Annotated in this window: 24 protein-coding genes; 11 read left to right on the top strand and 13 right to left on the bottom strand. The window is 69.0% G+C overall.

Features of this window, described 5'->3' with window-relative positions:
• Positions 1–151: 151 nt before the first annotated feature.
• Positions 152–1,405 carry a chymotrypsin family serine protease gene (locus ACTWNK_RS34510; RefSeq protein ID WP_474309101.1) on the top strand — a complete coding sequence of 418 codons (1,254 nt, stop codon included), beginning with the start codon at positions 152–154 and terminating at the stop codon, positions 1,403–1,405.
• 41 nt (positions 1,406–1,446) lie between these two features.
• Here ACTWNK_RS34510 and ACTWNK_RS34505 read toward each other — a convergent pair whose 3' ends face one another.
• The 4 genes from ACTWNK_RS34505 to ACTWNK_RS34490 form a co-directional block, all read right to left on the bottom strand.
• A complete protein-coding gene (locus ACTWNK_RS34505) occupies positions 1,447–2,478 on the bottom strand; it encodes an ABC transporter ATP-binding protein (protein WP_474309100.1) in 1,032 nt (343 codons plus the stop codon).
• Complete coding sequence (locus tag ACTWNK_RS34500) at positions 2,475–3,278, bottom strand: ABC transporter permease (protein ID WP_474309099.1); 804 nt, start codon at positions 3,276–3,278, stop codon at positions 2,475–2,477. The genes ACTWNK_RS34505 and ACTWNK_RS34500 overlap by 4 nt, the downstream gene beginning before the upstream one ends.
• Complete coding sequence (locus tag ACTWNK_RS34495) at positions 3,275–4,069, bottom strand: hypothetical protein (protein WP_474309098.1); 795 nt, start codon at positions 4,067–4,069, stop codon at positions 3,275–3,277. The genes ACTWNK_RS34500 and ACTWNK_RS34495 overlap by 4 nt, the downstream gene beginning before the upstream one ends.
• A gap of 167 nt (positions 4,070–4,236) precedes the next feature.
• Positions 4,237–5,319 (bottom strand): extracellular solute-binding protein, encoded by a 1,083-nt coding sequence (locus tag ACTWNK_RS34490; RefSeq protein ID WP_474309097.1) that lies wholly within the window; start codon positions 5,317–5,319, stop codon positions 4,237–4,239.
• A gap of 310 nt (positions 5,320–5,629) precedes the next feature.
• Between ACTWNK_RS34490 and ACTWNK_RS34485 the strand changes: the two genes are divergently transcribed.
• The 5 genes from ACTWNK_RS34485 to ACTWNK_RS34465 all read left to right on the top strand — a co-directional run bounded on the left by ACTWNK_RS34485 (position 5,630) and on the right by ACTWNK_RS34465 (position 10,443).
• A complete protein-coding gene (locus tag ACTWNK_RS34485; protein ID WP_474309096.1) occupies positions 5,630–7,087 on the top strand; it encodes an aldehyde dehydrogenase family protein in 1,458 nt (485 codons plus the stop codon).
• Positions 7,072–7,980: a CoA transferase subunit A gene (locus tag ACTWNK_RS34480; RefSeq protein WP_474309095.1), complete on the top strand. Its 909-nt coding sequence runs from the start codon at positions 7,072–7,074 to the stop codon at positions 7,978–7,980. The genes ACTWNK_RS34485 and ACTWNK_RS34480 overlap by 16 nt, the downstream gene beginning before the upstream one ends.
• On the top strand, positions 7,977–8,753 hold the full coding sequence (locus tag ACTWNK_RS34475; protein WP_474309094.1) for a CoA-transferase subunit beta: 777 nt from the start codon (positions 7,977–7,979) through the stop codon (positions 8,751–8,753). Before ACTWNK_RS34480 ends, ACTWNK_RS34475 begins: the two co-directional genes overlap by 4 nt.
• On the top strand, positions 8,750–9,571 hold the full coding sequence (locus ACTWNK_RS34470; protein WP_474309093.1) for a citrate/2-methylcitrate synthase: 822 nt from the start codon (positions 8,750–8,752) through the stop codon (positions 9,569–9,571). The genes ACTWNK_RS34475 and ACTWNK_RS34470 overlap by 4 nt, the downstream gene beginning before the upstream one ends.
• 305 nt (positions 9,572–9,876) lie before the next feature.
• Positions 9,877–10,443 carry a GNAT family N-acetyltransferase gene (locus ACTWNK_RS34465; RefSeq protein WP_474309092.1) on the top strand — a complete coding sequence of 189 codons (567 nt, stop codon included), beginning with the start codon at positions 9,877–9,879 and terminating at the stop codon, positions 10,441–10,443.
• Here ACTWNK_RS34465 and ACTWNK_RS34460 read toward each other — a convergent pair.
• From ACTWNK_RS34460 to ACTWNK_RS34450, 3 genes are all read right to left on the bottom strand, one after another.
• Positions 10,371–10,886, bottom strand: a complete 516-nt coding sequence (locus tag ACTWNK_RS34460; RefSeq protein WP_474309091.1) for a hypothetical protein — start codon at positions 10,884–10,886, stop codon at positions 10,371–10,373. The two genes, ACTWNK_RS34465 and ACTWNK_RS34460, sit on opposite strands and share 73 nt — an antisense overlap.
• 76 nt (positions 10,887–10,962) lie before the next feature.
• Positions 10,963–12,204, bottom strand: a complete 1,242-nt coding sequence (locus ACTWNK_RS34455; RefSeq protein ID WP_474309090.1) for a peptidase C39 family protein — start codon at positions 12,202–12,204, stop codon at positions 10,963–10,965.
• A 124-nt stretch (positions 12,205–12,328) separates the two neighbouring features.
• Complete coding sequence (locus tag ACTWNK_RS34450; RefSeq protein WP_474309089.1) at positions 12,329–13,117, bottom strand: SDR family NAD(P)-dependent oxidoreductase; 789 nt, start codon at positions 13,115–13,117, stop codon at positions 12,329–12,331.
• 254 nt (positions 13,118–13,371) lie between these two features.
• Here ACTWNK_RS34450 and ACTWNK_RS34445 point away from each other — a divergent pair, with 254 nt between their 5' ends.
• The 3 genes from ACTWNK_RS34445 (at position 13,372) to ACTWNK_RS34435 (ending at position 15,976) form a co-directional block, all read left to right on the top strand.
• On the top strand, positions 13,372–13,998 hold the full coding sequence (locus ACTWNK_RS34445; protein WP_474309088.1) for a TetR/AcrR family transcriptional regulator: 627 nt from the start codon (positions 13,372–13,374) through the stop codon (positions 13,996–13,998).
• A gap of 65 nt (positions 13,999–14,063) precedes the next feature.
• A complete protein-coding gene (locus ACTWNK_RS34440; RefSeq protein ID WP_474309087.1) occupies positions 14,064–15,101 on the top strand; it encodes an LLM class flavin-dependent oxidoreductase in 1,038 nt (345 codons plus the stop codon).
• Positions 15,102–15,145: 44 nt separating this feature from the next.
• Positions 15,146–15,976, top strand: coding sequence for a helix-turn-helix domain-containing protein (locus ACTWNK_RS34435; protein WP_474309086.1), 831 nt, complete (start codon positions 15,146–15,148; stop codon positions 15,974–15,976).
• Positions 15,977–17,076: 1,100 nt separating this feature from the next.
• Here ACTWNK_RS34435 and ACTWNK_RS34430 read toward each other — a convergent pair.
• The 3 genes from ACTWNK_RS34430 to ACTWNK_RS34420 form a co-directional block, all read right to left on the bottom strand.
• A complete protein-coding gene (locus tag ACTWNK_RS34430) occupies positions 17,077–17,634 on the bottom strand; it encodes a TIGR03086 family metal-binding protein (protein ID WP_474309085.1) in 558 nt (185 codons plus the stop codon).
• Between the two features lie 69 nt (positions 17,635–17,703).
• Complete coding sequence (locus tag ACTWNK_RS34425; protein WP_474309084.1) at positions 17,704–17,946, bottom strand: DUF397 domain-containing protein; 243 nt, start codon at positions 17,944–17,946, stop codon at positions 17,704–17,706.
• Positions 17,937–18,722, bottom strand: a complete 786-nt coding sequence (locus ACTWNK_RS34420; RefSeq protein ID WP_474309083.1) for a helix-turn-helix domain-containing protein — start codon at positions 18,720–18,722, stop codon at positions 17,937–17,939. The genes ACTWNK_RS34425 and ACTWNK_RS34420 overlap by 10 nt, the downstream gene beginning before the upstream one ends.
• 192 nt (positions 18,723–18,914) lie before the next feature.
• Between ACTWNK_RS34420 and ACTWNK_RS34415 the strand changes: the two genes are divergently transcribed.
• Positions 18,915–19,211, top strand: a complete 297-nt coding sequence (locus ACTWNK_RS34415; RefSeq protein WP_474309082.1) for a hypothetical protein — start codon at positions 18,915–18,917, stop codon at positions 19,209–19,211.
• On the opposite strand, the gene ACTWNK_RS34410 is transcribed toward ACTWNK_RS34415, so the two are convergent.
• From ACTWNK_RS34410 to ACTWNK_RS34400, 3 genes are read right to left on the bottom strand one after another with little or no spacing between them, the layout of a single operon-like run.
• The gene (locus ACTWNK_RS34410; RefSeq protein ID WP_474309081.1) at positions 19,195–19,647 is read right to left on the bottom strand and encodes an NUDIX hydrolase; all 453 of its coding nucleotides are present in this window, start codon (positions 19,645–19,647) and stop codon (positions 19,195–19,197) included. The genes ACTWNK_RS34415 and ACTWNK_RS34410 overlap by 17 nt on opposite strands.
• 4 nt (positions 19,648–19,651) lie before the next feature.
• Entirely contained in the window at positions 19,652–20,323 is a 672-nt protein-coding gene (locus ACTWNK_RS34405) for a DUF47 domain-containing protein (RefSeq protein WP_474309080.1), read from the bottom strand.
• Positions 20,320–21,273 (bottom strand): inorganic phosphate transporter, encoded by a 954-nt coding sequence (locus tag ACTWNK_RS34400; RefSeq protein WP_474309079.1) that lies wholly within the window; start codon positions 21,271–21,273, stop codon positions 20,320–20,322. The genes ACTWNK_RS34405 and ACTWNK_RS34400 overlap by 4 nt, the downstream gene beginning before the upstream one ends.
• A 128-nt stretch (positions 21,274–21,401) precedes the next feature.
• Between ACTWNK_RS34400 and ACTWNK_RS34395 the strand changes: the two genes are divergently transcribed.
• On the top strand, positions 21,402–22,508 hold the full coding sequence (locus ACTWNK_RS34395) for a pyridoxal-phosphate-dependent aminotransferase family protein (RefSeq protein ID WP_474309078.1): 1,107 nt from the start codon (positions 21,402–21,404) through the stop codon (positions 22,506–22,508).
• The last annotated feature ends 4 nt before the right edge of the window (positions 22,509–22,512 follow it).

Here is a 22,512-nt window from a genome sequence, read left to right as displayed (position 1 = left end):
TCCGCTGGACGGCTCGCGCGTGTCACTTGAGTAGGAGGTCGATCTCCTCAAATCAGTTTATTGACACACGTGTGAGCGGCGACCTACCTTCATTGAAGTGATCCGTCAAAGCTTCGGATCATTTCAGTGATAGGAAAGGAAAGGACGTCGTATGTCGTTCCTTCGATCTCGATCGATCAGGAGCTGGCCCAAGGCGCTGCTCGTCGCGGGCGCCGTGACAGTGCTGACCCCGCTCGTCGCCGGTGCGGCGGCGGTGCCCGAAGAGGTGACCAAGCCGGGCATCCGGGTGACCGCCGCACCGCAAGGCGCACCCACGGTCTCTCCGGCGAGCCGGTTAGCCAGTGCCATCGCCGACCGGGGACACGGCGACTTCGCCGACGTCTTCGGCGGGCTCACGGTGGACACGAAGACCTCCCGGATCACCCTCTACGCCACCGACCAGGCGCGTGGCAGAGCCCTGGCCGCCGCCGGGGCCTCGGAGGTGAGCGAGGCCGCCCAGATCAAGGTGGTCGTGCGCCAGGCCGCGTACACGCAGAAGAAGCTGGACGCGGCGCGGCAGGCGCTGCTGGAGCGGGCGAGCGGCTGGAAGCGGCGGGGAGCCGAGATCTACAAGATCTCCATCAAACCGGACGGCAGCGGCCTGGTCGCCTCGGTCGCCGATCCGGTCAAGGCGGGCGCCCTGGCCGCCGCGGTGAGCGGCAAGGGCGTGGTGCAGGAGCCGCCGACCACCTTCGAGCGCGGCGAGCCGATCGTCTTGCTCAACCGCTACAACGACGGGCCGCCGCACGCCGGAGGCACCCACCTGGCGCCCAATGCCAACGGCTCCATCTGCAGCAGCGCGTTCGGCGTCGCCCAGAACGGCCAGCAGTTCCTGGTGACCGCCGCGCACTGCTTCTCCAGCGGGCAGCCGGTGTACTCCGGCGGCGCCGTGTACCACGTGGGGAACGTGGCCGGATGGGAGTGGCGCAACGACGCCGCGACGATCGGCCCCACCAGCGCGTGGAGCGGGGTGTGGACCAGCGACACCAGTTGGACGCACTACCGCGACTCGGCATGGACCTTCAACGGCGAGGTGTGTCAGAGCGGTGTCGCCATCAATGCGACGTGCGGCATCTGGGTCACCGACGCCTTCACCTCGTGGGGCGGCACCGTGGGCGTCGAGGCGTGTGCGAACCCGGGCCAGACCGCTGTCAGGAGGGGAGACAGCGGCGGTCCCGTCTACAACTGGTGGGGTGACGGCAAGCTGCAGAGCCGGGGCATCGTCAGCGCCGGTCACACCCCCACCGAATGGAACGCGCAGGGCGAGCCCACCGGCTTCCGGTGCCTGCTGTTCACCGAGACCAAGCGTCTGCTGAACGAATGGAGCGCGGGCACCGCACCGGTCACCCTGCTCACCAACCCGTAGTTCCTCGCGATGCTGCCGCGTCCCCGCCGGGGGCGCGGCAGTCACGCGGGATAGGTCTGGACGTGGTCCGGGTCGACGGTGATGTGCACCGGGCTGCCGGGGGACAGGTGGGCGGCGGTGCGGCTGGGCAGGTCGGCGAACACGGTGGCGGTGTGGCCGTCGATGCGGGCCTGGGCGTAGACGCGGGTGGTGGCGCCGAGGAAGACCGTGACGTCGACGACGGCCGGTGCGCCGGGCCCGCCCGCGCTGAGCGAGACGTCCTCGGGCCGGAACATGCACAGCACACGCTCCGACGGCGCGGCCACGTCGAAGGCGCCGCCCGCGGTGACACGGCCGTCGCGTGCCGACAGTTCCAGTGTGTTGCGGTTGCCGACGAACCCGGCGGCGAACCTGGTCGCGGGGGCGGTGTAGATCTCGGCGGGCGGCCCGCACTGCTCGATCTGCCCGGCGTTCATCACCGCGACCCGGTCGGAGATGGCCAGCGCCTCGGCCTGGTCGTGGGTGACGAAGATGGTGGTGATCCCGATCTGGTGCTGAATGCGGCGTACCTCGTCGCGCAGCCGGTGGCGTACCTGGGCGTCGAGGGCGGAGAGCGGCTCGTCGAGCAGCAGGACCTCGGGCCTGGGCGACAGGGCGCGGGCCAGGGCGACGCGCTGCTGCTGACCGCCGGACAGCTGGTTGGGCAGCCGCTCGCCCAGGTGTTCCAGGCCGACGAGGCCGAGCATCTCCTCCACGCGTTCGGCGATCTCGGCCTTGGGCGTCCTGCGCACGGTGAGCGGGAAGGCGATGTTGCCGCGCACGGTCAGGTTGGGAAACAGCGCGTAGGACTGGAAGACCATGCCGATCGGCCGTTTCCTGGCGGGTACGCCGGACATGTCGGCCCCGCCGATGGTCAGCCGGCCCTCGTCGTAGCCGGTGAGCCCGGCGACGCAGCGCAGCAGGGTGGTCTTGCCGCAGCCCGAAGGCCCGAGCAGGGCCAGCATCTCCCCCTGTTCGACGCCGACGTCCACGCCGCCGAGCGCGGTGTGACCCGCGTATCGCTTGGTGATGCCCTGCAGGACGACGTGACTCAACGGAGGGTCCTTCCGATAGTGCTGACCCGCCCCCGGCCCAGCCGTACGACCAGGGCGGAGAGCGCGAAAAGAAAGCCGAAGGTGAACACGGTGACGACGGCCAGCGCATTGGGATCGCCGAGCGTGCGCGAGACGAACTGCCTGGCCGACCAGATCGGCAACGTCTCGAACCGCCCCCCACCCAGGATCTTGGCCAGCGCGAACTCGTTCATCGCGGTCGCGACGACCAGCAGGGCCCCCGAGACCACCCCACCCCGTACGGCGGGCAGCACGACGCGGGTCAGCGCCTGCCAGGGACTGGCCCCGCACGTGGCCGCCGCCTCGCTGAGCTGCAGCGCCCCGGCCGCGATCAACGCGCTCTCGACGGCCCAGTACATGAACGGGAAGGCGATCGCCGCACTGGCCGCGGCCAGCAGCCCGAAGGTGCCGAACAGATCGGGCGCGACCGAGGCGGTGACCAGCTGGATGCCCGCCCCGACCACCACCCAGGGAATGGCGAAGGGAATGACGGCGATCGTCTGCACCACCGACCCGATCCGGGGATTGCGCACGACCGACCAGTACGCGGCGGGCACGACGAGCACGATGTCGACGGCCACGACGACCACGCTGAGCAGCAACGAGCGCCCGAGTGCGGCCAGCACGTCGGGAGCGGTGAAGACGCCGATCCAGTGCTGCGCGGTGTAGCCGTCGGGCAGCGGCGTGTCGGTCCAGCGGGTGGCGAGCGAGTACAGCAGGGCGGCCAGCAGCGGGAGCCCGAAGTACACGGCCAGCAGGCCGAGGAAGATCCGTCTGGTCACAGCCACCTCGCCGCGCGCTTGAGTGAGAGCCGATACAGCACGGTCGCCAGGATCGCCAGCAACATGAGCAGCACCGACAGTACGGCGGCGCGCTCCAGGCCGAACACCGACGACTCCAGCGTGCTGCCGATCTGCAGGGTGATGAGCTTCTGACTGCCGGGCGAGGCCGCGACCGCGTAGGCGACGGCGTAGACGCCGATCGTCCAGGTGAAGATGAGCAGCCAGCCCGCGACGACGAACGGCGAGAGCACCGGCAGCCCGACATACCGCCAGAACTGCATCCTGCTCGCATGACAGACGGCCGCTGCCTCCTGCCAGTCGTCCTTGAGCACACCGAAGGCCGGAAGGGTGAGCAGCACGAACATCGGCACGTTGAAGTACAGATAGACGAGGTTCATCCCGTTGAACGACCCGGTCGAGGGAAACGGATTGCCGATCCCGAAGGCCTCGTTCAGGACCAGCGTGAGCATCCCCGTGGAGCCGATCAGGGCGACGAAGCCGAAGGCCAGGCCGATTCCGGCGAAGTTCGAGGCGACGTTCATCAGCGAGAGCCAGAAGGCCCTGCCGCCGAGCCGCATCCGGGTGATGAGCCAGGCGGCGGGCGCGCCGATGGCGGTGGCCAGCGTCGCCTGGACGAACCCGAGGGCGAGCGAACCGCCGATGGCCTGCCGGTCGACGGGATTGCCCGCCACCTTGACGATGTGGTCGAGCCCGTAGCCGCCCTCACGCAGAGCGAACGTGTCGTGGATCAGTCGCAGTGCGGGCAGGACGAGAAGTGCGCTGGTGAACACCAGTAGCGGTAGAGCGGGACCCCACCGGGTGAGAAAGCTGCGGGTGGAGAACTTTCCCCCGATGTTTGGGGATTTCTCGCTCCTCGTAGAGGATTGTTCACCCGGCGCGGGAGCCGCATGCGGCGGGGAGAGGGTGCTCCCCGCCGCCACGTCGATGGGATTGGTCGTCACGCGAGGACCTTGGCCTCCCAGTCGGCGACGATCTGCTCCGGGTTGATCTTCGTGATCTCGATCTCCTTCACCGGCGCGTACGCGGTGTCGGGCAGCCAGTTGGCCTTGGCGTCGGCGGGCAGCGTGAGGTCGCCGTTGAGGGTGCGGATCGGCCTGGCGCCGAACTTGGCGAACAGGATCTGCGCCTCGTCGGAGAGCACGTAGTCGATGAAGCCCTTGAGGAAGTCGCCCTTGGCGGTGTTGTACTTGTTGATGATCATGCCGGACGGCGACCAGACCGAGCCGTCGGCAGGGATGATCACCTCGACGTTGACGTTCTTCTCCTTCAACGCCGCCTGCTGGGCCAGACCGTTGAAGTCGTAGTTGATCTGGATGGGCGCCTCGCCCTTCTCCAGCGTCTCCTCGCTCATCTTGACGTCGCTGATGTTGCCCGCGTCCTTGAGCTTCTTGAAGTAGGCGTACGCGGGGGCGAGGTCGTCGACCGAACCGCCGTTGGCCACGGCCGCGGCCACCACCATGGCCTGGCCGGTGCCCGATGAGGTGGGGTTCTTGGTGGCGATCAGGCCCTTGTACTCGGGCTTGAGCAGGTCGGCCCAGGTCCTGGGCGGGTTGGTGACCTTGTCGACGTTCACCACGAAGGCGGGGGCGCCGACGAAGGTGGCCACCCAGCCGCCCTTGCCCTTCTGCCAGTCCTTGAGCTTGCTCGCCGAGGGCGGCAGGTAGTCCGGCACGACGCCCTTGGCCTCGGCGATCGGGCCCCACATCAGGCCGATGTCGCTGGCGGTCGCGACCGGGTTCTCCTTCTCGGCGTCGAACTTGACGATCTCCTCGGAGGAGGACATGTCGGTGTCCTTGTGGGCGCAGGCGCCGCCGTGCTTGGCGCAGAAGGTCTTGACGACCTCGCCGTAGTTGGCCCAGTCGGGGGCCAGGCCGTACGTGGGGAGGTCCTTGCCCTGTTCGGCGATCTTGCCGGTGTCGGGGGCGGCCTTCCAGTCGTAGGAGTCGGCGCTGGAGCTGCCGCAGGCGGTGAGGGCGAGAAGTGAGGCGATGGCTATGGCGCCAATGCGGAGGTTTTTCATTTAAATGACCCTTCTGCGTGTTTTCGCACCGAACGTTGGCCTATGTCGGGTGTCGTCGATCGACTGTTTCGCCACTCGGGCGTATCGGCCGGGTGAATTCGCGGTGAACTCCGCAGGCGCTGTGACCTGGTCTTTTCCCGCAATGTCTAGTGCAGGGAACGGGGTCGGCCAATGCGGCATTTGCCTATCGGGGCCATAGGAGCAGCCATATAGCCGCTGCCTATCGGGGGCATCGGTCTATACCCACTTGTCCGGATGGTGGCGGACAGTGAGGCTTTGGGGGACTCGTATCCGACAGGAAAGGAAACCGATGGCGACGATCCCGAGTCGCTACCTGCTCAACCACATCGGCGGCGAATGGCGTGCCCCCGAGAGCGGGCAGACCCGGCCGAACCTCAATCCCGGCGACCTCGCCGACCACCTCGGGGACTTCGCCGAGTCGGGCGGCGCCGATGTGGACCTGGCGGTGGAGGCGGCCGGAGCGGCGATGCCGGCCTGGAAGGCGCTCGGACCGATCAAGCGAGCCGAGTACCTGCGCAGGGCCGAGCGGCTCATCGAGGAGCGGGCCGAGGACTTCGCCCGGGCCATCACCAGGGAGCAGGGCAAACTGCTCAAGGAGGCGCGCGGCGAGGTCAGGCGGGCGCTGGCCATCCTCGACTTCACCGCAGGGGAGGGTCGCAGGCTCAAGGGCGAGACGCTGCCCGCGGAGGAGCCGAGGACCTTCTCCTACACCTTCCGCGCGCCGATCGGCGTGGTCGGGCTGGTCACCCCGTGGAACTTCCCGCTGGCCATCCCGATGTGGAAGGTCGCGCCCGCGCTGCTGGCCGGGTGCACTGCGGTGCTCAAGCCCTCGCCGTTCACACCGCTGACGGCCGCGCTGCTGACCGAGGTGTTCGCCGACGCGGGTGTGCCCGCCGGTGTGCTCAACCTGGTCCAGGGCGACATCGCGGCAGGTGAGGCGCTGGTCGCCCATCCCGGTGTCAGCGGCATCAGCTTCACCGGTTCGCTGCCCGTCGGCCTGGCCATCCACGCCTCGGGCGCGCCCAGGCTGCTGCGTACCCAACTCGAACTCGGTGGGAAGAACGCCGTGCTCGTCCTGGCCGACGCCGATCTGGGCAAGGCGGTCGAGGCCACGGTGTTCGGCGCGTTCGGCCAGTCCGGGCAGCGCTGCTCGGCCACCTCGCGCGTCGTCGTGGACGTGGCGGTGAAGGAGGAGTTCCTGGCCCGCCTGGTCGAGGCGGTCGCCGCCCTCAGGGTCGGCGGCGGAGCCGACGAGCACGCCTCGGTCGGCCCGGTGATCAACGAGGCCAGGATGCGCGCCTGCCTGGATGCGATCAAGAACGCCCAGGAGGCGGGCGCCAAGGTCGCCGTCGGCGGCGTCCGCGCCACCGAAGGCCTGCCCGAAGGCTGCTACGTCCAGCCCACCGTGCTGCGCGACGTGCCCTGGGACAGCGAGATCGCCCAGGAGGAGATCTTCGGCCCGGTCCTGTCGGTCATCGACTGCGACGGCTTCGACGAGGCCATGCGCATCTCCAACTCCGTCAGGTACGGCATGAGCGGCACGATCTTCACCCAGGACCCGGCCACGATCTTCGAGGCGCTCGACCGGTTCGAGGCCGGAATGCTGCACGTCAACCGGCCCGGCGTCGGCGCCTACGCACATCTGCCGCATATGGGGGCCAAGCTCTCGCAGTTCGGCCCGCCCGAGTGCTCGCCGCAGGTCTGGGACTTCTACACCGAGTGGCGGTCGGCATGCATCAGCTACTGACCAAGCGGCTCACCGCCGAGCAGGCCATCACCAGGTACCTCAAGCCGGGCGCGGTCATCGGCATGGGCGGCCAGAACATCAACCGCTGCCCGATGGCCCTGGTGCACGAGGTCGTACGCCAGCGGATCGGCGGCCTGACCGTGGTCGGCTGCAACCTGTCGCTGCCCCTCGACCTGCTGGTCGCCGCCGGTCTGGTCGTCCGCACCGAACAGGGCACGGGCAACCTGGAGAGGTACGGCACGCTGTTCGCCTGGCGGCGTGCGGTCGAGCGCGGCGAGGTGTCGGTCGGCGACCACTCCCACCTGGCCATGGCCAGCCGCTTCGCCGCCGGAGCGCTCGGCCTGCCGTACCTGCCGACGTTCAGTCTGCTCGGCACCGGCCTGCTGGCCGACATGGTCGCCGACGGGGACGCCGTCGAGGCCGTCGACCCGTGGAGCGGCAGGCCGCTGGTGCTGGTGCGTGCGATGACGCCGGACGTGGCGCTGATCCACGCCAACCGCGCCGACGAGGCCGGGAACGTCGTCGTCGAGGGTGTCACCTCGCACGAGGTGGACATGGTCAGGGCGGCCAAGGTCACCATCGTCTCGGCCGAGGAGGTGCTGCCCGCGGGCGCGTTCGCCGATCGGCCCGAGCATGTGACGATCTCGGAGGCGTATGTCACGGCCGTGGTCGAGCAGCCGTTCGGCGCCTTCCCCACCTCGGTCTACCGCGCCTACGACTTCGCCGAGTCCGAGATCAAGGAGTACCAGGCGCTCGGCAGGCAGGGCGACGAGCACCTGCGCGCCTGGATCGAGGCGAACCTGGGCGCCGCCTTCGCCGACCACCTCGACCGGCGGGACGCCTCAGGCGAGATGCGCGCCGGGCTCGTCGAGCGGATGAGGAGGCTGGTGTGAGCGCGCACGACGCCCTGCCGCGCGAACTGCTCGTCGTCGAGGGTGCCAGGCAGATCCGCGACGGCGACCTCGTCATCGTCGGCACCGGGCTGCCCCTGCTGGCCGCCACACTCGCCCAGCGCACACACGCGCCCGGCGCCAAGCTGGTCATCGAGTCCGGCGTGGTCTTCCCCCAGGTGGTGCCGACGCCGGTCTCCGTGGTCGACCCCCGGCTCATGCGCGGCGCCTCACGGCACGGGTCGCTGTTCGAGGCGCTCGGCGGGATGGTGCAGCGCGGCCTGGTCAGGACCGGGTTCCTCGGCGGTGCGCAGGTCGACGAGTATGCCAACATCAACTCCACCTGGGTCGCCAGGCAGGACGGCTCCCGGGTACGGCTGCCGGGCAGCGGCGGCGCCAACGACATCGCCAGCCACTGCGCACAGGTCGTCGTGCTCACCGACCACGAACGCCGCCGCTTCCCGGCCCGCTGCGACTACGTCACCAGCCCCGGCTTTCTCGGCGGGCCCGGCGAACGGGCCAAGGCCGGGCTCGGCCCCCTGCGGGTCAAGGTCGTCACCGATCTGTGTGTGATGGAGGCCGCCGACTCGGCGCTCGTCGTCACCGCCCTCATGCCGGGCGCCGATCGCCGTGCCGTACTCGAACGCACCGGTTTCATCCCGGCCTTCGCCGCCGACCTCACCACCACCGCGCCGCCGGATTCCGAAGAGCTTCGCCTCCTGCGTGAAGAGATCGACCCGGCCTGCGTGTACTTCCCGGAAAGGATCACCCGATGACCGAGCAGCAGAAGCAGGCCTTCGCCTGGGAGACGGCGATCGCCTGGAAGAACCGGGACCGCATCGTCGTGCGCGGCTACGACGTCAACGAGCTGACCGGCGCGATCTCCTTCGGCGAGCACTTCCATCTCGTCCTGCGCGGCGAGCTGCCCACGCCCGCCGTCGGCGCGATGACCGAGGCCATCATGGTCAGTATGGCCGAGCACGCCATGTCGCCCTCGTCGGCGACCGTGCGCTTCGCCACCTCGGGCGGCGCCGAGCTGAACTCCGCCGTCGCCGCGGGCGTGGCGGGCATCGGCCGCCTGCACGGCACCGCCGACCGCCCGGCGGAGATGTTCCTCGCGGTGGCCGAGCGCGCCGACCGTGACGGCCTCGACGACGCCCAGGCCGCGGCGAAGGTCGTCGCCGAGATGCGCGCACGCCGCGAGCGCATGCCCGGCTTCCACCACGCCCAGCACATCCGCGACCCCCGTACGGCCAGGCTGCTGCAGGTCTCGGACGAGCTCGGCGTCACCGGGCGCTATGTCGGCATCGCACGGGCGATGGAGGAGGCGACCGAGGACGTGTTCGGCCGTCGCGTCTGGCTCAACGGACCCGGGGCGATGGGCTGCATCGGCCTCGACATGGGCTATGCGCCGTTGCAGCTCAAGGCGCTGTTCATCGTGTGCCGCTCGCTGTCACTGTGCGCGCACTCCATCGAGGAGGCGACCAGGGAGAAGGGCTGGCGGGCCTCGGCCAACAGCCACATGGTCCAGCCGCTCGACCTGTCGATGCAGGGGCCCGACCACTACGACGGTCCGGCCGACCGCACCCTCTAGCGACGGCGACGGCGACGGCGACTGGGGCTGGGACCTGGAGCTTCGGCTGGCCCCTTTGTGGTATTTCCTGGCGCTCCGTTCCCCGAATTTCGGTGGGCTTTGAGCGGGATGTGGGGGTAATTGTCCGGGAGAGTTCATGGGGATTGGCTGGGAACTTTGCCCAGCGGGCTCTCGCCGAGGCCGCTGACCAGCGATTCTGGAAGACGTCCCCCTCTGCTCGACTGCGCTCCGAGCAGATGGGGCACCCACCGCGATCACCCAAGGGCGGGGTCGCGGCACGCTCCATGGCGCTAGGGTCGGCGGCTATGCATCCAGTCAAGCTCGCCGCCGAGCGGGTCCGTCTGCGCGAGTTTCGCATCGAGGACGTCGACGGACTGCTGGCCGTCTACGGCGATCCGGTCGTGGCCGAGCACATGAGCTTCGAGCCGCGCGACCGCGGTCAGGTGGAGTCGATCGTGGGCAGTGTCGTCACGGCCGCCGTCGCCGTGCCGCGCAGGGAGTACTCCCTGGCGGGTGTGGTCGGCGACGAGCTGGTGGCGTTCGCCAGGCTGGCCGTCGACACCCAGCATCCCGCGCAGAACAGCGGCCAGATCGGCTTCGCCCTGCGCGCCGACCGCCACCGCCAGGGCCTGGGCCGCGAGGTCGTCTCGCTGCTGCTGACACTCGGCTTCGGCGAGCTCGGCCTGCACCGCGTGTGGGGTGCGCGCAGTCCGGCGAACGAGGCGTCACGGCGGCTGATGACCGGCCTCGGCATGATCGAGGAAGGCCGTATCAGAGGACATATCCGTATCGGCGCTGACTATCGCGACTCCGTCGTCCACTCGATCCTGGCCCCCGAGTGGAGGGGCAGCCTGCCGACGGCGTCGGCGTAGTAGTCGGACTCGCCGACGTGGAAGGCGATCTGGCGGAACGTCCATCCCCGCCCCGGCGACCGGTCGAGCAGCCGGTCGTCGAGCGAGTCCAGGCGCACCCGCCAGATCAGGGCCAGCCTGCGCAACCGGCTGTGTGCCTCGTCGAGATCGTCGGCGGTGAAGACGGCCAGGTCGGCGGGCGTGGTGACGGCCGAGGCGTGCCAGCGGTCCGGGATCGTCGGCAGGCCGGCCAGTCTGGCCTCCAGCTCGGCGAGGTGGTCGACCATGTGGTCGGCGACCCGGCGCACGGCCTTGTGCGGGGTGTAGTGGCGCTCGCCGGACTCGATGGGCTCGCCGTTCCACGAGGTCCAGGTGGAGGCCAGGTCGAGGACACGCTCCACCATCGCGTTCACCACGTCGCCGGGGGCTCGCTCGTCGGTCTCGGGGATCTCTTCGCTGCTCACGGTCGTCCTCCACGTCGTCGTCGTGAGGGTCAGGCTAGGCGTGCGCCGGTTCGCCGCCCGCCGAAACGATCGTGTGCTACCAGTTGCCGGGGCTCGTGGGCAGCGGGTGGCCGGGCGGCCTGATGATGTAGGCGATGCCGCCGCTGCTGGAGCTGCGCAGCCAGATGTTCTCGAACGCGGCACGCGGATACACCCTGCGCACGGCCTGGTCGCTCGGCGACGCCGGGTCGTTGGCGATCACATCGCCCTTCGTCGTGAACCCGACGACCACCATGATGTGCCCGTCCGTCCCGTACCCGGCGCCCGGCAGCTCCTCCTCCTCGAACGACTGCGAGGTGATGACCGGCACCCTGGCCGAGATGAGGCGTTCGAGCTCGGCCAGCGAGCGCAGCCTGGTGATGAACCCGTCGAGCCCGAACCGCCCGGCGTACGCGGTGTTGAACGGCCAGTTGCCCGTCCCGTCGTAGGCCCGGTCGTAGGTGTGCCTGGCGGCGTGGTCCACCTCGGGGTCGGGGTCGGCCGGGTCCACCCAGGCCAGATCGGCCCGGCTCGGACGCCTGTCCCAGTAGGCCATGACCATGGCGGTGGACGTCGGGCTGCACCAGGCCTGGCCGCCGCCGTTCCACTCCGGGTAGTGCCCCTTGTGCACGTTCTGCGAGAAGCGCGGCACATGCAGCTCGGTGCCCCACGCCCCTCCCGCCGGACTCACCGGCACACTCGCCCGCCTGGGCACCGCCGACGCCATCATCCCGAGCGTCCGCACCCTCGGCCGTACGGCGGAGCCGGGCGTACGCAGGAGCGTGACGCGCAGCTGGTAGGCGGTGATCGGCTTGCCGGTCGCGGCCACCAGCGTGTCGACCGAGACCTTGGCATCGGCGTCGCTCTGGCCCGACACCGACGTGCGCTGGATGTCGGCGTCCCCGTAGGCCCAGCGGCCCAGGACGTACCACCTGCTCAGGGCGCTGCTGTTGCGTGTCCTGGCCTCGACCTGCAGCCAGCTGCCCTTCGGCGTGTCCGCCGTCCAGGAGGCGATGAGCTCGGTCGCCGGGAAGGTGGTACGCCGTTCCGGGGCTGTCCAGCGGGCGTACTCCCAGGTCTTGGCGCCCAGGCCGTCGGTGTGGCGGCGGATGCCGATCGGGGTGGCGAAGGTGAGGGCCGATGCGGTGGCCTTGACGCCTTCGGCGGTGCCCGCGGTGAAGGCGGCCCGCTGGTAGGTGATGCCGTAGGGGGCCGGCGCGGGGGCTTGGGAGGTGGTGGCGGGGGTGAGGGGGAGCAGGAGCATGATCAGGGAGGAAAGGTGCACGGGGGATGTACGCATGGGATTCACCCTTGCGGGGTGTGTCCAAGGTCGTGGGGGATAGGCGCGTTGGGTATATCGCCTGACTTTTTGTCAGATGTAGGAGTCGATCAGTCGGAGGAGGGCCGGTTTCCGGCGGTCGTGGTCACATGCCCATGCCGCCGTCGACGGGCAGCCCGGCCCCGGTGATGAACCTGGCCGCGTCGGAGGCGAGGAACACGACCGCGTCCGCCATGTCGCCCACCTCGCCGAGCCGTCCGAGAGGCGTCAGGCCGATCACGTCCCCGACCGCGGCCTCGGCGCTCGGCCAGAGCCCGAGCGTGACCATGTCCTCGGCGAGTTGCGCGCCCATCTCGGTCGGCACGAGTCCGGGATAGATGCAGTTGACCCGGACGCCGTAGCCGAGCTTGCCCGACTCCAGCGCCGCCACCCTGGTCAGCCGGTCGATGGCGGACTTGGTCGCCGAGTAGGCGGCGATGCCGGGGAACGGGATGGTCGCCGCGACCGACGAGATGTTCACGACCGCGCCGCCGCCGCCCGCCATGCCGCCCGGCCGCATCGCCCTGAACGCGTGCTTGACGCCGAGCGCGACGCCCAGCACGTTGACCTCAAGCATGCGGCGCACGTCGCCCGGGTCCAGGTCGACGACCAGGCCGGAGATCTCCACGCCCGCGTTGTTGACCACGATGTCCAGCCCGCCGAGCACCGCCACCGTGGCCGTCACGGCCCGCTCCCAGCTCCCGTCATCGGTCACGTCCAGCGCCACGAACCGCACGCCGATCGCCTCGGCCGTGGCCCTGCCGACGTCCTCCTGGATGTCGGCGATCACCACCTCGGCCCCCGCCTGGCGCAACGCCACGGCCATCCCCGCGCCCAGCCCACGCGCTCCGCCCGTGACCAGCGCCTTCCTACCCGTCAGGTCGAACACACTCATGGGGGACGCCTCCTGCTGCTGGTCTTCCGGGGTGGTTTGGTCTCGGGCTTGGTCGTTGTCGGGGGCACGTCGTGGTGGCGTACGGACCAGGGTTCGTCACTTCCTTGACAGTCGTCAAGATTTTCTTGGACGATCGTCAAGATTTTTGCCCAAATGAGGCTATTGTCCCTGGTCGGAGTGGACATATCGGATAAAATGGCGGCACGGGTGGTGCACACTGCCCGCGAGTCGACGGGGCGAGGGGAAGGCTCACGGTGACCGAGGTCGCGCGCCAGGACCGCATCTCGCGCCGCCAGGTGGACAAGTTCGCCGAACGGCGCACCCAGCTGGCCGCCTCCGCCCTGCGGACGCTCTCCGAACTCGGCTACGCCCGCACCAGCCTGCGCGAGATCGCGCAGAACTCCGAGTTCTCCCACGGCGTCCTGCACTACTACTTCCGCGACAAGGTCGACCTCATCACCCACTGCGTCCGGCTGTACAAGTCCGAATGCGTCACCCGATACGACCAGATCGTGGACACCGCCTCCACCGCCGACGCCCTCAGGACCGGCTTCGCCGCCGCCATGGCCACGACCCTCGTCCAGGACGCCCCCCTGCACCGACTCTGGTACGACCTGCGCAACCAGAGTCTGTTCGAGGCGTCGTTCCGGGCCGACGTCCTGGAGATCGATCGCAGCCTGGAGGAGATGATCTGGCGTGTGGTCATGCGTTACGGGGAATTGGCCCGGCTGCCGTTGAGGGTGGAATCGTCGCTGGCTTATGCGTTGTTCGACGGGGTGTTCCAGCAGGGCCTGCTTCGGCATCTGTCGGGCGTGGGAGACGCGGCCGAGGAATTGCGGGGGAACGTCGGCACGATTCTGTCAGCGCTGACGACGCGATAATCGTGCAGCAGGATGTGCATGGGGCTTCCGCTGACATGAGCGGAAGACGACCTCACGGAGGCGTCATGCGCAAAGGCGTCGTGCTCACGGCGCGACCCGGAGTGGAAGAGCTCGCCGTACTGGCCGAAGAACTGGGCTTCAGCAGTTTCTGGGTCTATGACACGCCGATGCTCCACGGCGATCCCTTCGTGGCCCTGGCCTCATGTGCGAAGGCCACCAGCCGGATCAAGCTCGGCATCGGCGTGACGTCACCCGCCCTGCGCTCGGTCCCGGCCGCGGCGAGCGCCCTCGCCAGCCTCAACGCACGCGCGCCCGGCCGGATCGTCTGCGGCGTCGGCACCGGGAACACCGCCAGACGCACCCTGGGCCTGCCGCCGACCACGACGGCCGAACTCGAACGCTTCACCGCGGCTCTGCAGGCCTTGTGCGCCGGACGCGCCATCGAGTACCGCGAGGGCGACCGGTCCCACGCCATCCGCTTCCCGCACGCCGGGCCGCATGTGAACACCACCGACCCCATCACCTTCCTGGTGGCCGCGAACGGCTCGAAGGCCGCCGCCGTCGCCGGACGCCGAGGCGTCGGCCTCATCTCCTTCGCCGCCCTCGACCCCGCCGCCTGCCACACCCGCGACCACGCCCGTCGCCAGGCCGGAGGCGCACCCCGGGCCGACTCCTACGTCATGACCGCCCTGCACATCCTCGACGAGCCCGACCCCCCGTACGGCGACGCGACCCTGGACGCCACGGGCCACATCGTCATGTCGTTCCTGACCTTCGCCGCCGACACCCCCGCTTTCGCCGAGGTCCTCGACACCGAAGTACGCGAAGCCGTGCGCACCCTCCTCGCCCGGCGAGGCACCACCCCCACCGCCCCGGACCGGCACCTCGCCCTCTACCCCACCTACCTGCAGCGCATCCCACCCGCCGAACGCGCCCTGATCCCGCCCTCCTTGATCGACACCCTGACCCTGACCGGCTCCCGCGACGCCCTCCTCCTCCGCATCACGGCCCTGCGACAGGCAGGCGTCACCGACCTCGTCATCCATCCGGTCGTCGACCCTCCGGCGGAGATGACGGCATTCGCACAACTGACGGCTTCATGAGGGAGCAGCCGTCCCATGACTGGCTCGCAGATTCGGAGGGGCACGTGAGCGGCAGCGAGTTCGATCCCAGTCCGTCGCCGCTGGAGCTCTATGCAGCCGAGCTGCGCAGACAACGGCAGAACGCGGGGTTGACCCAGGAGCAGTTGGCCGCGCGCATTCGGTTCAGCGAAAGCCTTGTCAGTGCGATCGAGAGGGGAAAGCGCACACCACAGCGCGATTTCACCGAACGATGTGAGGAGGTTCTGGGCCTGGCAGGCGAGCTCATGCGGACCTGGCCACTCGTGAGCGGACAAGCAGGTCCGCAGTGCTTTCCGCAGTGGCCCGAGATGGAGGCGCAAGCTCACACGCTCAGTACGTGGCAGCCGCTGGTCATTCCCGGACTCCTGCAGACCGATTCATACGCCCGCAGCGTCCTTGGCGGAGTCCCAGGCGTGCCGCAGAGCCAGGTCGAGGAGAACGTCGAAGCGCGACTTCAACGTCAACAGATCTTTCGGCAGGCTGAGGGCCCGATGTACTACGCCCTGATGGACGCGGCCGTCCTGGAAAGGCCCTTGGGCGGAGCGGGAGTCATGAATGAGCAGTGCGCTCATCTGCTGCGCATGATGGAGCATCCTCGTGTCACCTTGCAGGTGGTGGCCAGCGCTGTGGTACCGCCGGTCGGCCTGCTCGGCGGCTTCGCCATCGCCCGTGGCGACCGCTCCACCACGCTCTACCTGGACACGGCCGCAGACGGGCAGGTCACTGATCGCATGGACAGAGTGAAAGCGGTCAACATGAGGTTCGAGGCAATACGTGCGTGGGCGCACCCTTTGCGGGAATCGGGGGAGTTAATCCGCAAAAAGATGGTTGCTTATGGAGCGACGACGATGAACTGATCACAGCCGCGTGGCACAAGGAAGGCGGGTCCGGCGCCAAAGGCGCAGACAGCGGAGACCGCAAAGCCGATTGGCGCACCGATGGCGAAGCCCTCAGTTCAGGCTGAGGGCTTCTTTGTGTTCGGAGGAACCCCCTTCACTGTCTGTAGGACCCCAGACACGCAAACGTGCTATGTACGTACTAGTCCGCAACCTAGCGTTTTCGCCATGAAACCTCGCACGGCAACGAACGGCGACGACGACAGGCGGCAGAAGAAGCACAAGTGCGGTGCCTGCTTCGGCGAAGGAGGGGAGTGGAAGAACCCTAACGGTCAGCCCGGAAGGAAGAAGGAGTGGACCAAATGCAGAGTATGCAAGGGCACGGGGTGGGTGGACCAGCGTGAGTGATCCGCTTCCTTGCCCGCAATGCGGCGGGAGTGGCGCTGAGATGCTGGGACCGCTGAACGTCGAGTGCGGATTCTGTCTCGGCACCGGGATCGTAGGTGGGGCGAGCGATCCAGCCGAGGTTCGTCCCGCGATTCCGGTGGAGCCCCCACCCGTGTGGGAGGACCGAAGCTGGAAGGATTCCGTCACCAGGGCGGCATTCGCCTGTCCATACTGCTTGGACGCCGGCCAGTTGTCAGGCATCGACACTGCCACGATGACCATGACGATGGTGCCCTGTGCATGCGCGGCGGCCGGCTAACTCGTCAGGTCGTTCAAGCTGTGGGCCTGGCAGCGGAGGATTGCGGTGGGAACCGTTTGAAGCCGCCGGATGGGTCTTCGCGCGTGCCGCTTGCGAGCGGGGGCAGGCCTACTTGATCCTGTTCGGCGATTGTCCGACCCCTGCAACCGGGCACGCCCCGGACGTCAACGGTTTTCCGGTGCCGGTCGCCCACCACCGCAGCCCCTTTGCCAGACCGAGGGCCGGGAGAGTCGCAGTCTCCGCACGGGCTTTCCACGACGTTCCAGGAAACGAAGGAGCGCTTTCCCGTCGAGGTGTCGTTCGGGCGATGTGGCGGTGGGCGGCCGGAGTCGGCTGGAGGGGCGTGATGGATGGGGGGCGGCCAAGTGACTGCGGAGGGCTGGGGGTGGCTTGGCCGTAAAGGCGGGAAAGGCCGTCAGGGGGTGCGGCCGAAGGCGGTGAGGAGGTGGGATTGGGGGGTGGGGTCCGCGGGGGCGGGTGGGCGGGGGGCGATGATGCCGGCGGTGCGGTAGGTCTGTTCGTGCTGGGGGAACCAGGCGGCGCACAGGGCGACGAGTTCGGGGTCGAGGAGGTCGGCCGCGCCGATGCCGCGGGCGAGGTCCCACGTGTGGATGAGGGCGTCGGCGAAGAGTTGCTCCAGGTACAGGGAGCCGGGCACGTCGCCGAAGGACAGGTGGACGGTGGCGCTCAGGTCGGCGGCCTGGACGGCGGACACGGCGGCGATGGCGGCGGTGTCGAACGCCTTGACGGGGTCGTCGCCCAGCAGGTCGCCGTCGAACGCGGTGCCCACCTCTTCGATCGTGGCGCCCTCGAACAGGGCGGGGACCCAGACGGCCTCGTAGACCATGTGGCCGACCAGGGCTTTGACATCCCATTCGGTGCAGGGGGTGGGCTGATGCCATTGTTCAGGGGTGATCTGGTGCACTCTGATGCCGAAGCCGTGCAATGCACGTGCGAACTCTTCTTTCACCATTCCTCCGCTGGACGAGGGGGCGGGGACGGCGTGCCGATCGTGACCGGCACGCCGCCGGAACTGCTTACATCAGATCAGGTCGTCGAATTCGCCGTCCTTCATTCCGAGCCGGAACGCCTCCCACTCGGTTTCGGTGAAGAACAGCGTCGGCCCTTCGGGGTCCTTCGAGTCGCGAAGGACGAACAGCCGGTTCTCGTCGGCCTTGTCGGTGAGTGTGGCCTGGGGCGCGTCGAGCACGCCCACCTCGACGCAGTCGCCGCCGTTGCCGCCGCTGCGCAGGGCCTTGCGCCACGTGATGTCGCTCAGCTCCATATGGATTCCTCCAATTTCTTAAGTAAATCTAGACTTGCTGTGACAGGCAGGGCGAGCGACCGGATGACGTCATATCTTCGGACAATTGACTCAACGTCGAGTGGCCTGTCAGTCACGTACCCTGCCCCTGCCGACTCTAGATAGGCGAGATCGGGTTCGCCCGGCACTTTGGCGATCACGAAGGCTCCCGTGAGCCCCGGTGTAGCCTGCGCATCGACTGGAACGATCTGAATGGTGACATTCGGCAGCCTGGCCCGCTCCCGCAGCGCGCGAACCTGACCGCGCATCGCCGAGGCCGACCCGACCGATCTGTGCAGCACCCACTCGTCGAGCACGACCCAGTAGATCGGCGGATTGGGCCCGGTCAGCACCGCCTGGCGGGTCATCCGCGCCGACACCGCCTCCTCCGCCTGCTCGGCCGTCGCGCCGGGCTCACGCCTGAAGACCTCGCGGGCATAGTCTTCGGTCTGCAGCAGGCCGGGCACCAGCAGCGGCTGCCACGTCTGCAGGGTCCTCGCCGCGTGCTCGATCTCCAGCCACGGCCGGAACCACGCCGGATAGGCGGCCTGCCGTACCAGGGGCCACAGGCGCAGCAGGGCGCCGTTGGTGGTCAGGACCTGGTCGGCCCGTTCGGCGAAGTCGCGTGAAGGAGTGCGCCTGGCCAGTTCGACGGCATTGACCAGAGAAAGGGAATAGCTGATCCGCTCGGCGAGCTGCTCCTGTGAAAGCCCGGCCTTCGTCCGGTATTCCCGCAGCTCGGCGCCGAAGAACGCCAATGGGCTCGCAGTCGGATCTAGCTCGCGTGGCGCCGGCATCGGGGGTGCCCTTCCGTTCTACACGGTTCTACAAACGCGACCCGTTCCCGCACAGTCGCTGTGTGGCGGCGGATTTCCTACATACAGTAGTCACTTGAATGCAGTCTGGGGTCGCGACAGGAGAATCCAACCGAGTAAGGACATGTGGTGCGTATGTCTGCCGTGTTCACCCAGCGACTGGAGGAGGAGCAACTCCAGCAGCTCGCCTGGGTGCAGGACTACCTCTCGACGCGCGGGGTCAGGGCCCTTCTGGTCCGCCACTTTCACCTCACGCTCGTGCAGAACCGCTACGATCCGCCCGAGCGCCGCGGCCCGGTGCTGGTGGCGGGCGACATGAGCATCAGCGTCGAGGGCTGCTACCACGTGGAGGCCGGTGACCGCTCGGCGAACTTCGCCGACGCGGAGAGCGCCGCCCACTATGTGGCCGAACGGGTCAGAGCAGCTTCCTGACGACATCGACGAGCTCCGGCGGGTCGACCCGGCCCGGCAGCGCGGCGATCTCCGCGGGTGTGAACCAGCCCCAGCCGAGACAGGCCTCGCTCTCCTCCTCCGTGAGCTCGCCAGGATCAACCTCGGGCCTGGCAGCCGCGAAACGGGCCAGATAGAACGGCTCGCTCTTCACATAGTGCACACCGATCCACCAGAAGTCCCTGTGCACCATGATCCAGTGGTCGACGACCGCCGTGCCCGGCAGCCCGGTCTCCTCGGTCAGCTCGCGCCTGGCCGCCTGCAGCGGCGTCTCACCTGGGTCCAGGCCACCGCCCGGCGGCTCCCACACGGTCTCGCCGCCGACCGGATCGCGCCAGTGCATGAGCAGGACGCGTCCGTCCGCGTCGACGCAGACCACCCTCGCGGCCGGCCGCTCGCTCACCTCGTGCTCGCTCATCCGTTCACCGTTTCATCGCTCCGTCCGCTATGGCGTTGGCCGCGTCGCCGATCGCGATGCCGACGATCTCCAGGCGGCGTACCAGTTCGCGTTCCTTCAGGGCGTTCGCCGTGATCTCACCGCCGCCCTCGTCGGCGCCCGCGAAGATGCGCGCGATCTCGTACTGGTACATCCTGCGCACGGCGCCACCCGCCTTCTTGGCCTCAAGGGCGTCGTGCACCACGGCGGAGGGCCGTTTGGCCAGGTCCTGCACCGCGCTCTCCAACGCCTCGATGCCGACCACGACCTGGTCGAGCAGCGGCGCGAACCTGATCTGGTCCGGCACACGGTACAGGTGGGACTCGCGTACGAAGTCGCGCAGGGAGTCGAGCACGTCGTCGATCGAGCGCGACAGGCGGAACAGGTCCTCCCTGTCGATCGGCGTGACCAGGGCGGACTTCAGCTCGTCGACCAGGCGGGCGCGTTCCTCGTCGCCGAGGTGCTCGATCGCGCGCATCTGCTCGTGCGCGCCCGTCCGGCCGACCTCGCCGCCGATCATGGCCATCGCCAGCCAGGCGCCCTCCTTGGTGGCGGCCAGCTGTCCCATCAGGGCGTCGACGAGCGCCCCGTCCATGCGTCCCGTGAGCAGGTCGCCCACGCGTCTGAGCCGGTTCACCAGCCGGGAGCCGATGCTCAAGCGCTCACTCCCTTCACCATCCAGGCCGCGGCGCCCGCCAGCAGCAGGCTCGCGGGCAGGGTCAGCAACCAGGCCAGCACGATCTTCACAGCGGCGTACCACCGCACCCGGCCGCCTCCGGCCGAGACCCCCGCGCCGATCAGCGCGCCCGCGATCGACTGCGTCATGCTCACCGGCATCCCGGCCGCGGCACAGCCGATCACCGTCACGCCGGAGGCCCACTCGGCCGACACCCCGTGCAGCGGGCGCGAGACGATGATCTCCCTGCTGAGCGTCCGCCCGGCCCGAGGCAGGCCGTACACGGCTCCCGCCCCGAAGAGCAGTGCGGTGAGCGCGCTGACGGTGAGCGGCGCACCGGAGAAGCCGAGCGCGACCATGAAAACGGCCAGCATCTTCTGCCCGTCGTTGGCGGCATAGGCCAGGCACTGTACGGCGAAGCCCGCGCGATGCCAGTGCGGCAGGCTCCTGCCCGTGGCCAGGGAGAGCAGCGCCCGGGTGGCGAACCAGGCGGCCAGCGCCCCGGCGAACGGCGCGGCCAGCCCGACGGCCAGCACGAGCGCGACGGCGGGCAGCGACACCTGAAGCCCCCAGCCGAGCCCGGCCCCGGTCAGCCCGCCGACCACGGCCAGAGTGAGGCTGGTCGGCCGCCCTTTGGCCGAGAGCACGGTGACGACCGTGATCGCGGCGAGCACCGCGACACCCATGGCCGCCCGCCCGCCGGGCCCGTCGAGCGTCGCCAGCCGCGTCACGAACGTGGTCGCGACCTGGTGCGAGAGCAGCGGCACGACGGCGATGAGCACGACCATGGTGACGATCCCGGTGGCCGGTCGCACACTGGGCAGCTTCAGTCCGGTCGCCAGCAGGGCGCCGCCGTCGTTCATCCCGGACACGACCGCGAACAGTCCCGAGACGACGACGAGCACGACGGTCTCCAGCGGCACGCGTTCCATCCCATCCGCCCTGGTCAACGGCAACAAGGCCGATTCGCTTATGGGGGTCATAGCGAAAAGACGGCTGTCGGGCGGTGGGGGCCGCCGCTAGCGTCCAAGGCGCCTGATACCTACCCAAGATCGAGTGGATGATGGACGAAGAGCTCATTCTGTTGAACCCGGGACCCGCGTGCACCTCCCAGCGGGTCAAGGACGCACTGCTGCGCGGCGACCTGTGCCACAGGGAGCCGGAGTTCACCGACCTGCTGTCCAGGATCCGCCAGGCCCTGCCCCGCTCCCTGAACCTCGCCTCCACCCACGAGGCCCTGCTGGTCACGGGCTCGGGCACGGCCGCCATGGAGATGGCGGTGATCAGCTCGGTACGCGAGGGCCGAGGCGTCCTGGTCGTCAACAACGGCGTGTACGGCGAGCGCATGATCAAGGTCGCCCGGGCGCACGGCATCCCCTGCCACCAGGTGCCGGGCGAGTGGACGCTCCCCGCCGACCCCGAGGCCGTCAGGGCGGCGCTGGCCGAGCACGACGACATCGACGCCGTGGTGTGCGTGCACCACGAGACGACGACCGGCCTGATCAACCCGATCAAGGAGATCGGCGAGGTGGTGGCCGCGTCGGGATCGGGCGCGCTGTTCGTCGTCGACGCCATCAGCGGCACCGCGATCGAGGACCAGGACCTGGCCGAGGTCCAGGCCGACGTCATCTGCGGCACCGCGAACAAGGGCCTGCACGGCCAGCCCGGCATGGCGTTCATCCTCTGCGGGAGGCGTTCGATCGAGCGCATCCCCCAGGTTCCGGTCAGGAGCCTGTACCTGAACGCCGCGAGCTACCTCGAGGGCCAGCGCAAGGGCGATGTGCCCTTCACCCCCGCCGTCCAGGTCTGCTACGCCCTGGAGGAGGCCATCGCCGAGTACGAGGAGGCCGGTGGCTTCGCCGCGCGCACCGCGCTCTACCGCGAGCGGGCCAGGCTGGTCAGGGGGCAGTTCGACCGGCTCGGCCTGCGCGTGCTCGTGGATGAACGATTCAGGTCCAACACGGTCACGATGCTTCATCTGCCGGACGGCGTGACGTACGAATCCCTTCATGACCAGCTCAAATCCCGTGGCTACGTTATCTACGCCGGACAAGGGCGACTTTCGGCAGATTTCTTCAGGATCTGCACGATGGGCGAGATCCCTTGGCACCGGCTGGAACAGCTCGAGGACGCGCTCCGCGAGTCGATAGCAGCAGCTAGGGGTTAGTCAG

This window comes from Nonomuraea sp. IBHARD001, from assembly GCF_056106265.1.
The sequence above is the reverse complement of the archived record's forward strand: the minus strand, read 5'-3'. Positions and strand labels throughout refer to the sequence as shown.

What these genes read in the sequence shown, in the direction of transcription:
- ACTWNK_RS34510 (WP_474309101.1), top strand. Translation starts at nt 152, where the DNA reads ATGTCGTTCCTTCGATCTCGATCGATCAGGAGCTGGCCCAAGGCGCTG.
- ACTWNK_RS34490 (WP_474309097.1), bottom strand. Translation starts at nt 5,319, where the DNA reads ATGAAAAACCTCCGCATTGGCGCCATAGCCATCGCCTCACTTCTCGCC.
- ACTWNK_RS34485 (WP_474309096.1), top strand. Translation starts at nt 5,630, where the DNA reads ATGGCGACGATCCCGAGTCGCTACCTGCTCAACCACATCGGCGGCGAA.
- ACTWNK_RS34480 (WP_474309095.1), top strand. Translation starts at nt 7,072, where the DNA reads ATGCATCAGCTACTGACCAAGCGGCTCACCGCCGAGCAGGCCATCACC.
- ACTWNK_RS34470 (WP_474309093.1), top strand. Translation starts at nt 8,750, where the DNA reads ATGACCGAGCAGCAGAAGCAGGCCTTCGCCTGGGAGACGGCGATCGCC.
- ACTWNK_RS34465 (WP_474309092.1), top strand. Translation starts at nt 9,877, where the DNA reads ATGCATCCAGTCAAGCTCGCCGCCGAGCGGGTCCGTCTGCGCGAGTTT.
- ACTWNK_RS34455 (WP_474309090.1), bottom strand. Translation starts at nt 12,204, where the DNA reads ATGCGTACATCCCCCGTGCACCTTTCCTCCCTGATCATGCTCCTGCTC.
- ACTWNK_RS34450 (WP_474309089.1), bottom strand. Translation starts at nt 13,117, where the DNA reads ATGAGTGTGTTCGACCTGACGGGTAGGAAGGCGCTGGTCACGGGCGGA.
- ACTWNK_RS34440 (WP_474309087.1), top strand. Translation starts at nt 14,064, where the DNA reads ATGCGCAAAGGCGTCGTGCTCACGGCGCGACCCGGAGTGGAAGAGCTC.
- ACTWNK_RS34430 (WP_474309085.1), bottom strand. Translation starts at nt 17,634, where the DNA reads ATGGTGAAAGAAGAGTTCGCACGTGCATTGCACGGCTTCGGCATCAGA.
- ACTWNK_RS34425 (WP_474309084.1), bottom strand. Translation starts at nt 17,946, where the DNA reads ATGGAGCTGAGCGACATCACGTGGCGCAAGGCCCTGCGCAGCGGCGGC.
- ACTWNK_RS34415 (WP_474309082.1), top strand. Translation starts at nt 18,915, where the DNA reads ATGTCTGCCGTGTTCACCCAGCGACTGGAGGAGGAGCAACTCCAGCAG.
- ACTWNK_RS34410 (WP_474309081.1), bottom strand. Translation starts at nt 19,647, where the DNA reads ATGAGCGAGCACGAGGTGAGCGAGCGGCCGGCCGCGAGGGTGGTCTGC.
- ACTWNK_RS34400 (WP_474309079.1), bottom strand. Translation starts at nt 21,273, where the DNA reads ATGGAACGCGTGCCGCTGGAGACCGTCGTGCTCGTCGTCGTCTCGGGA.
- ACTWNK_RS34395 (WP_474309078.1), top strand. Translation starts at nt 21,402, where the DNA reads ATGATGGACGAAGAGCTCATTCTGTTGAACCCGGGACCCGCGTGCACC.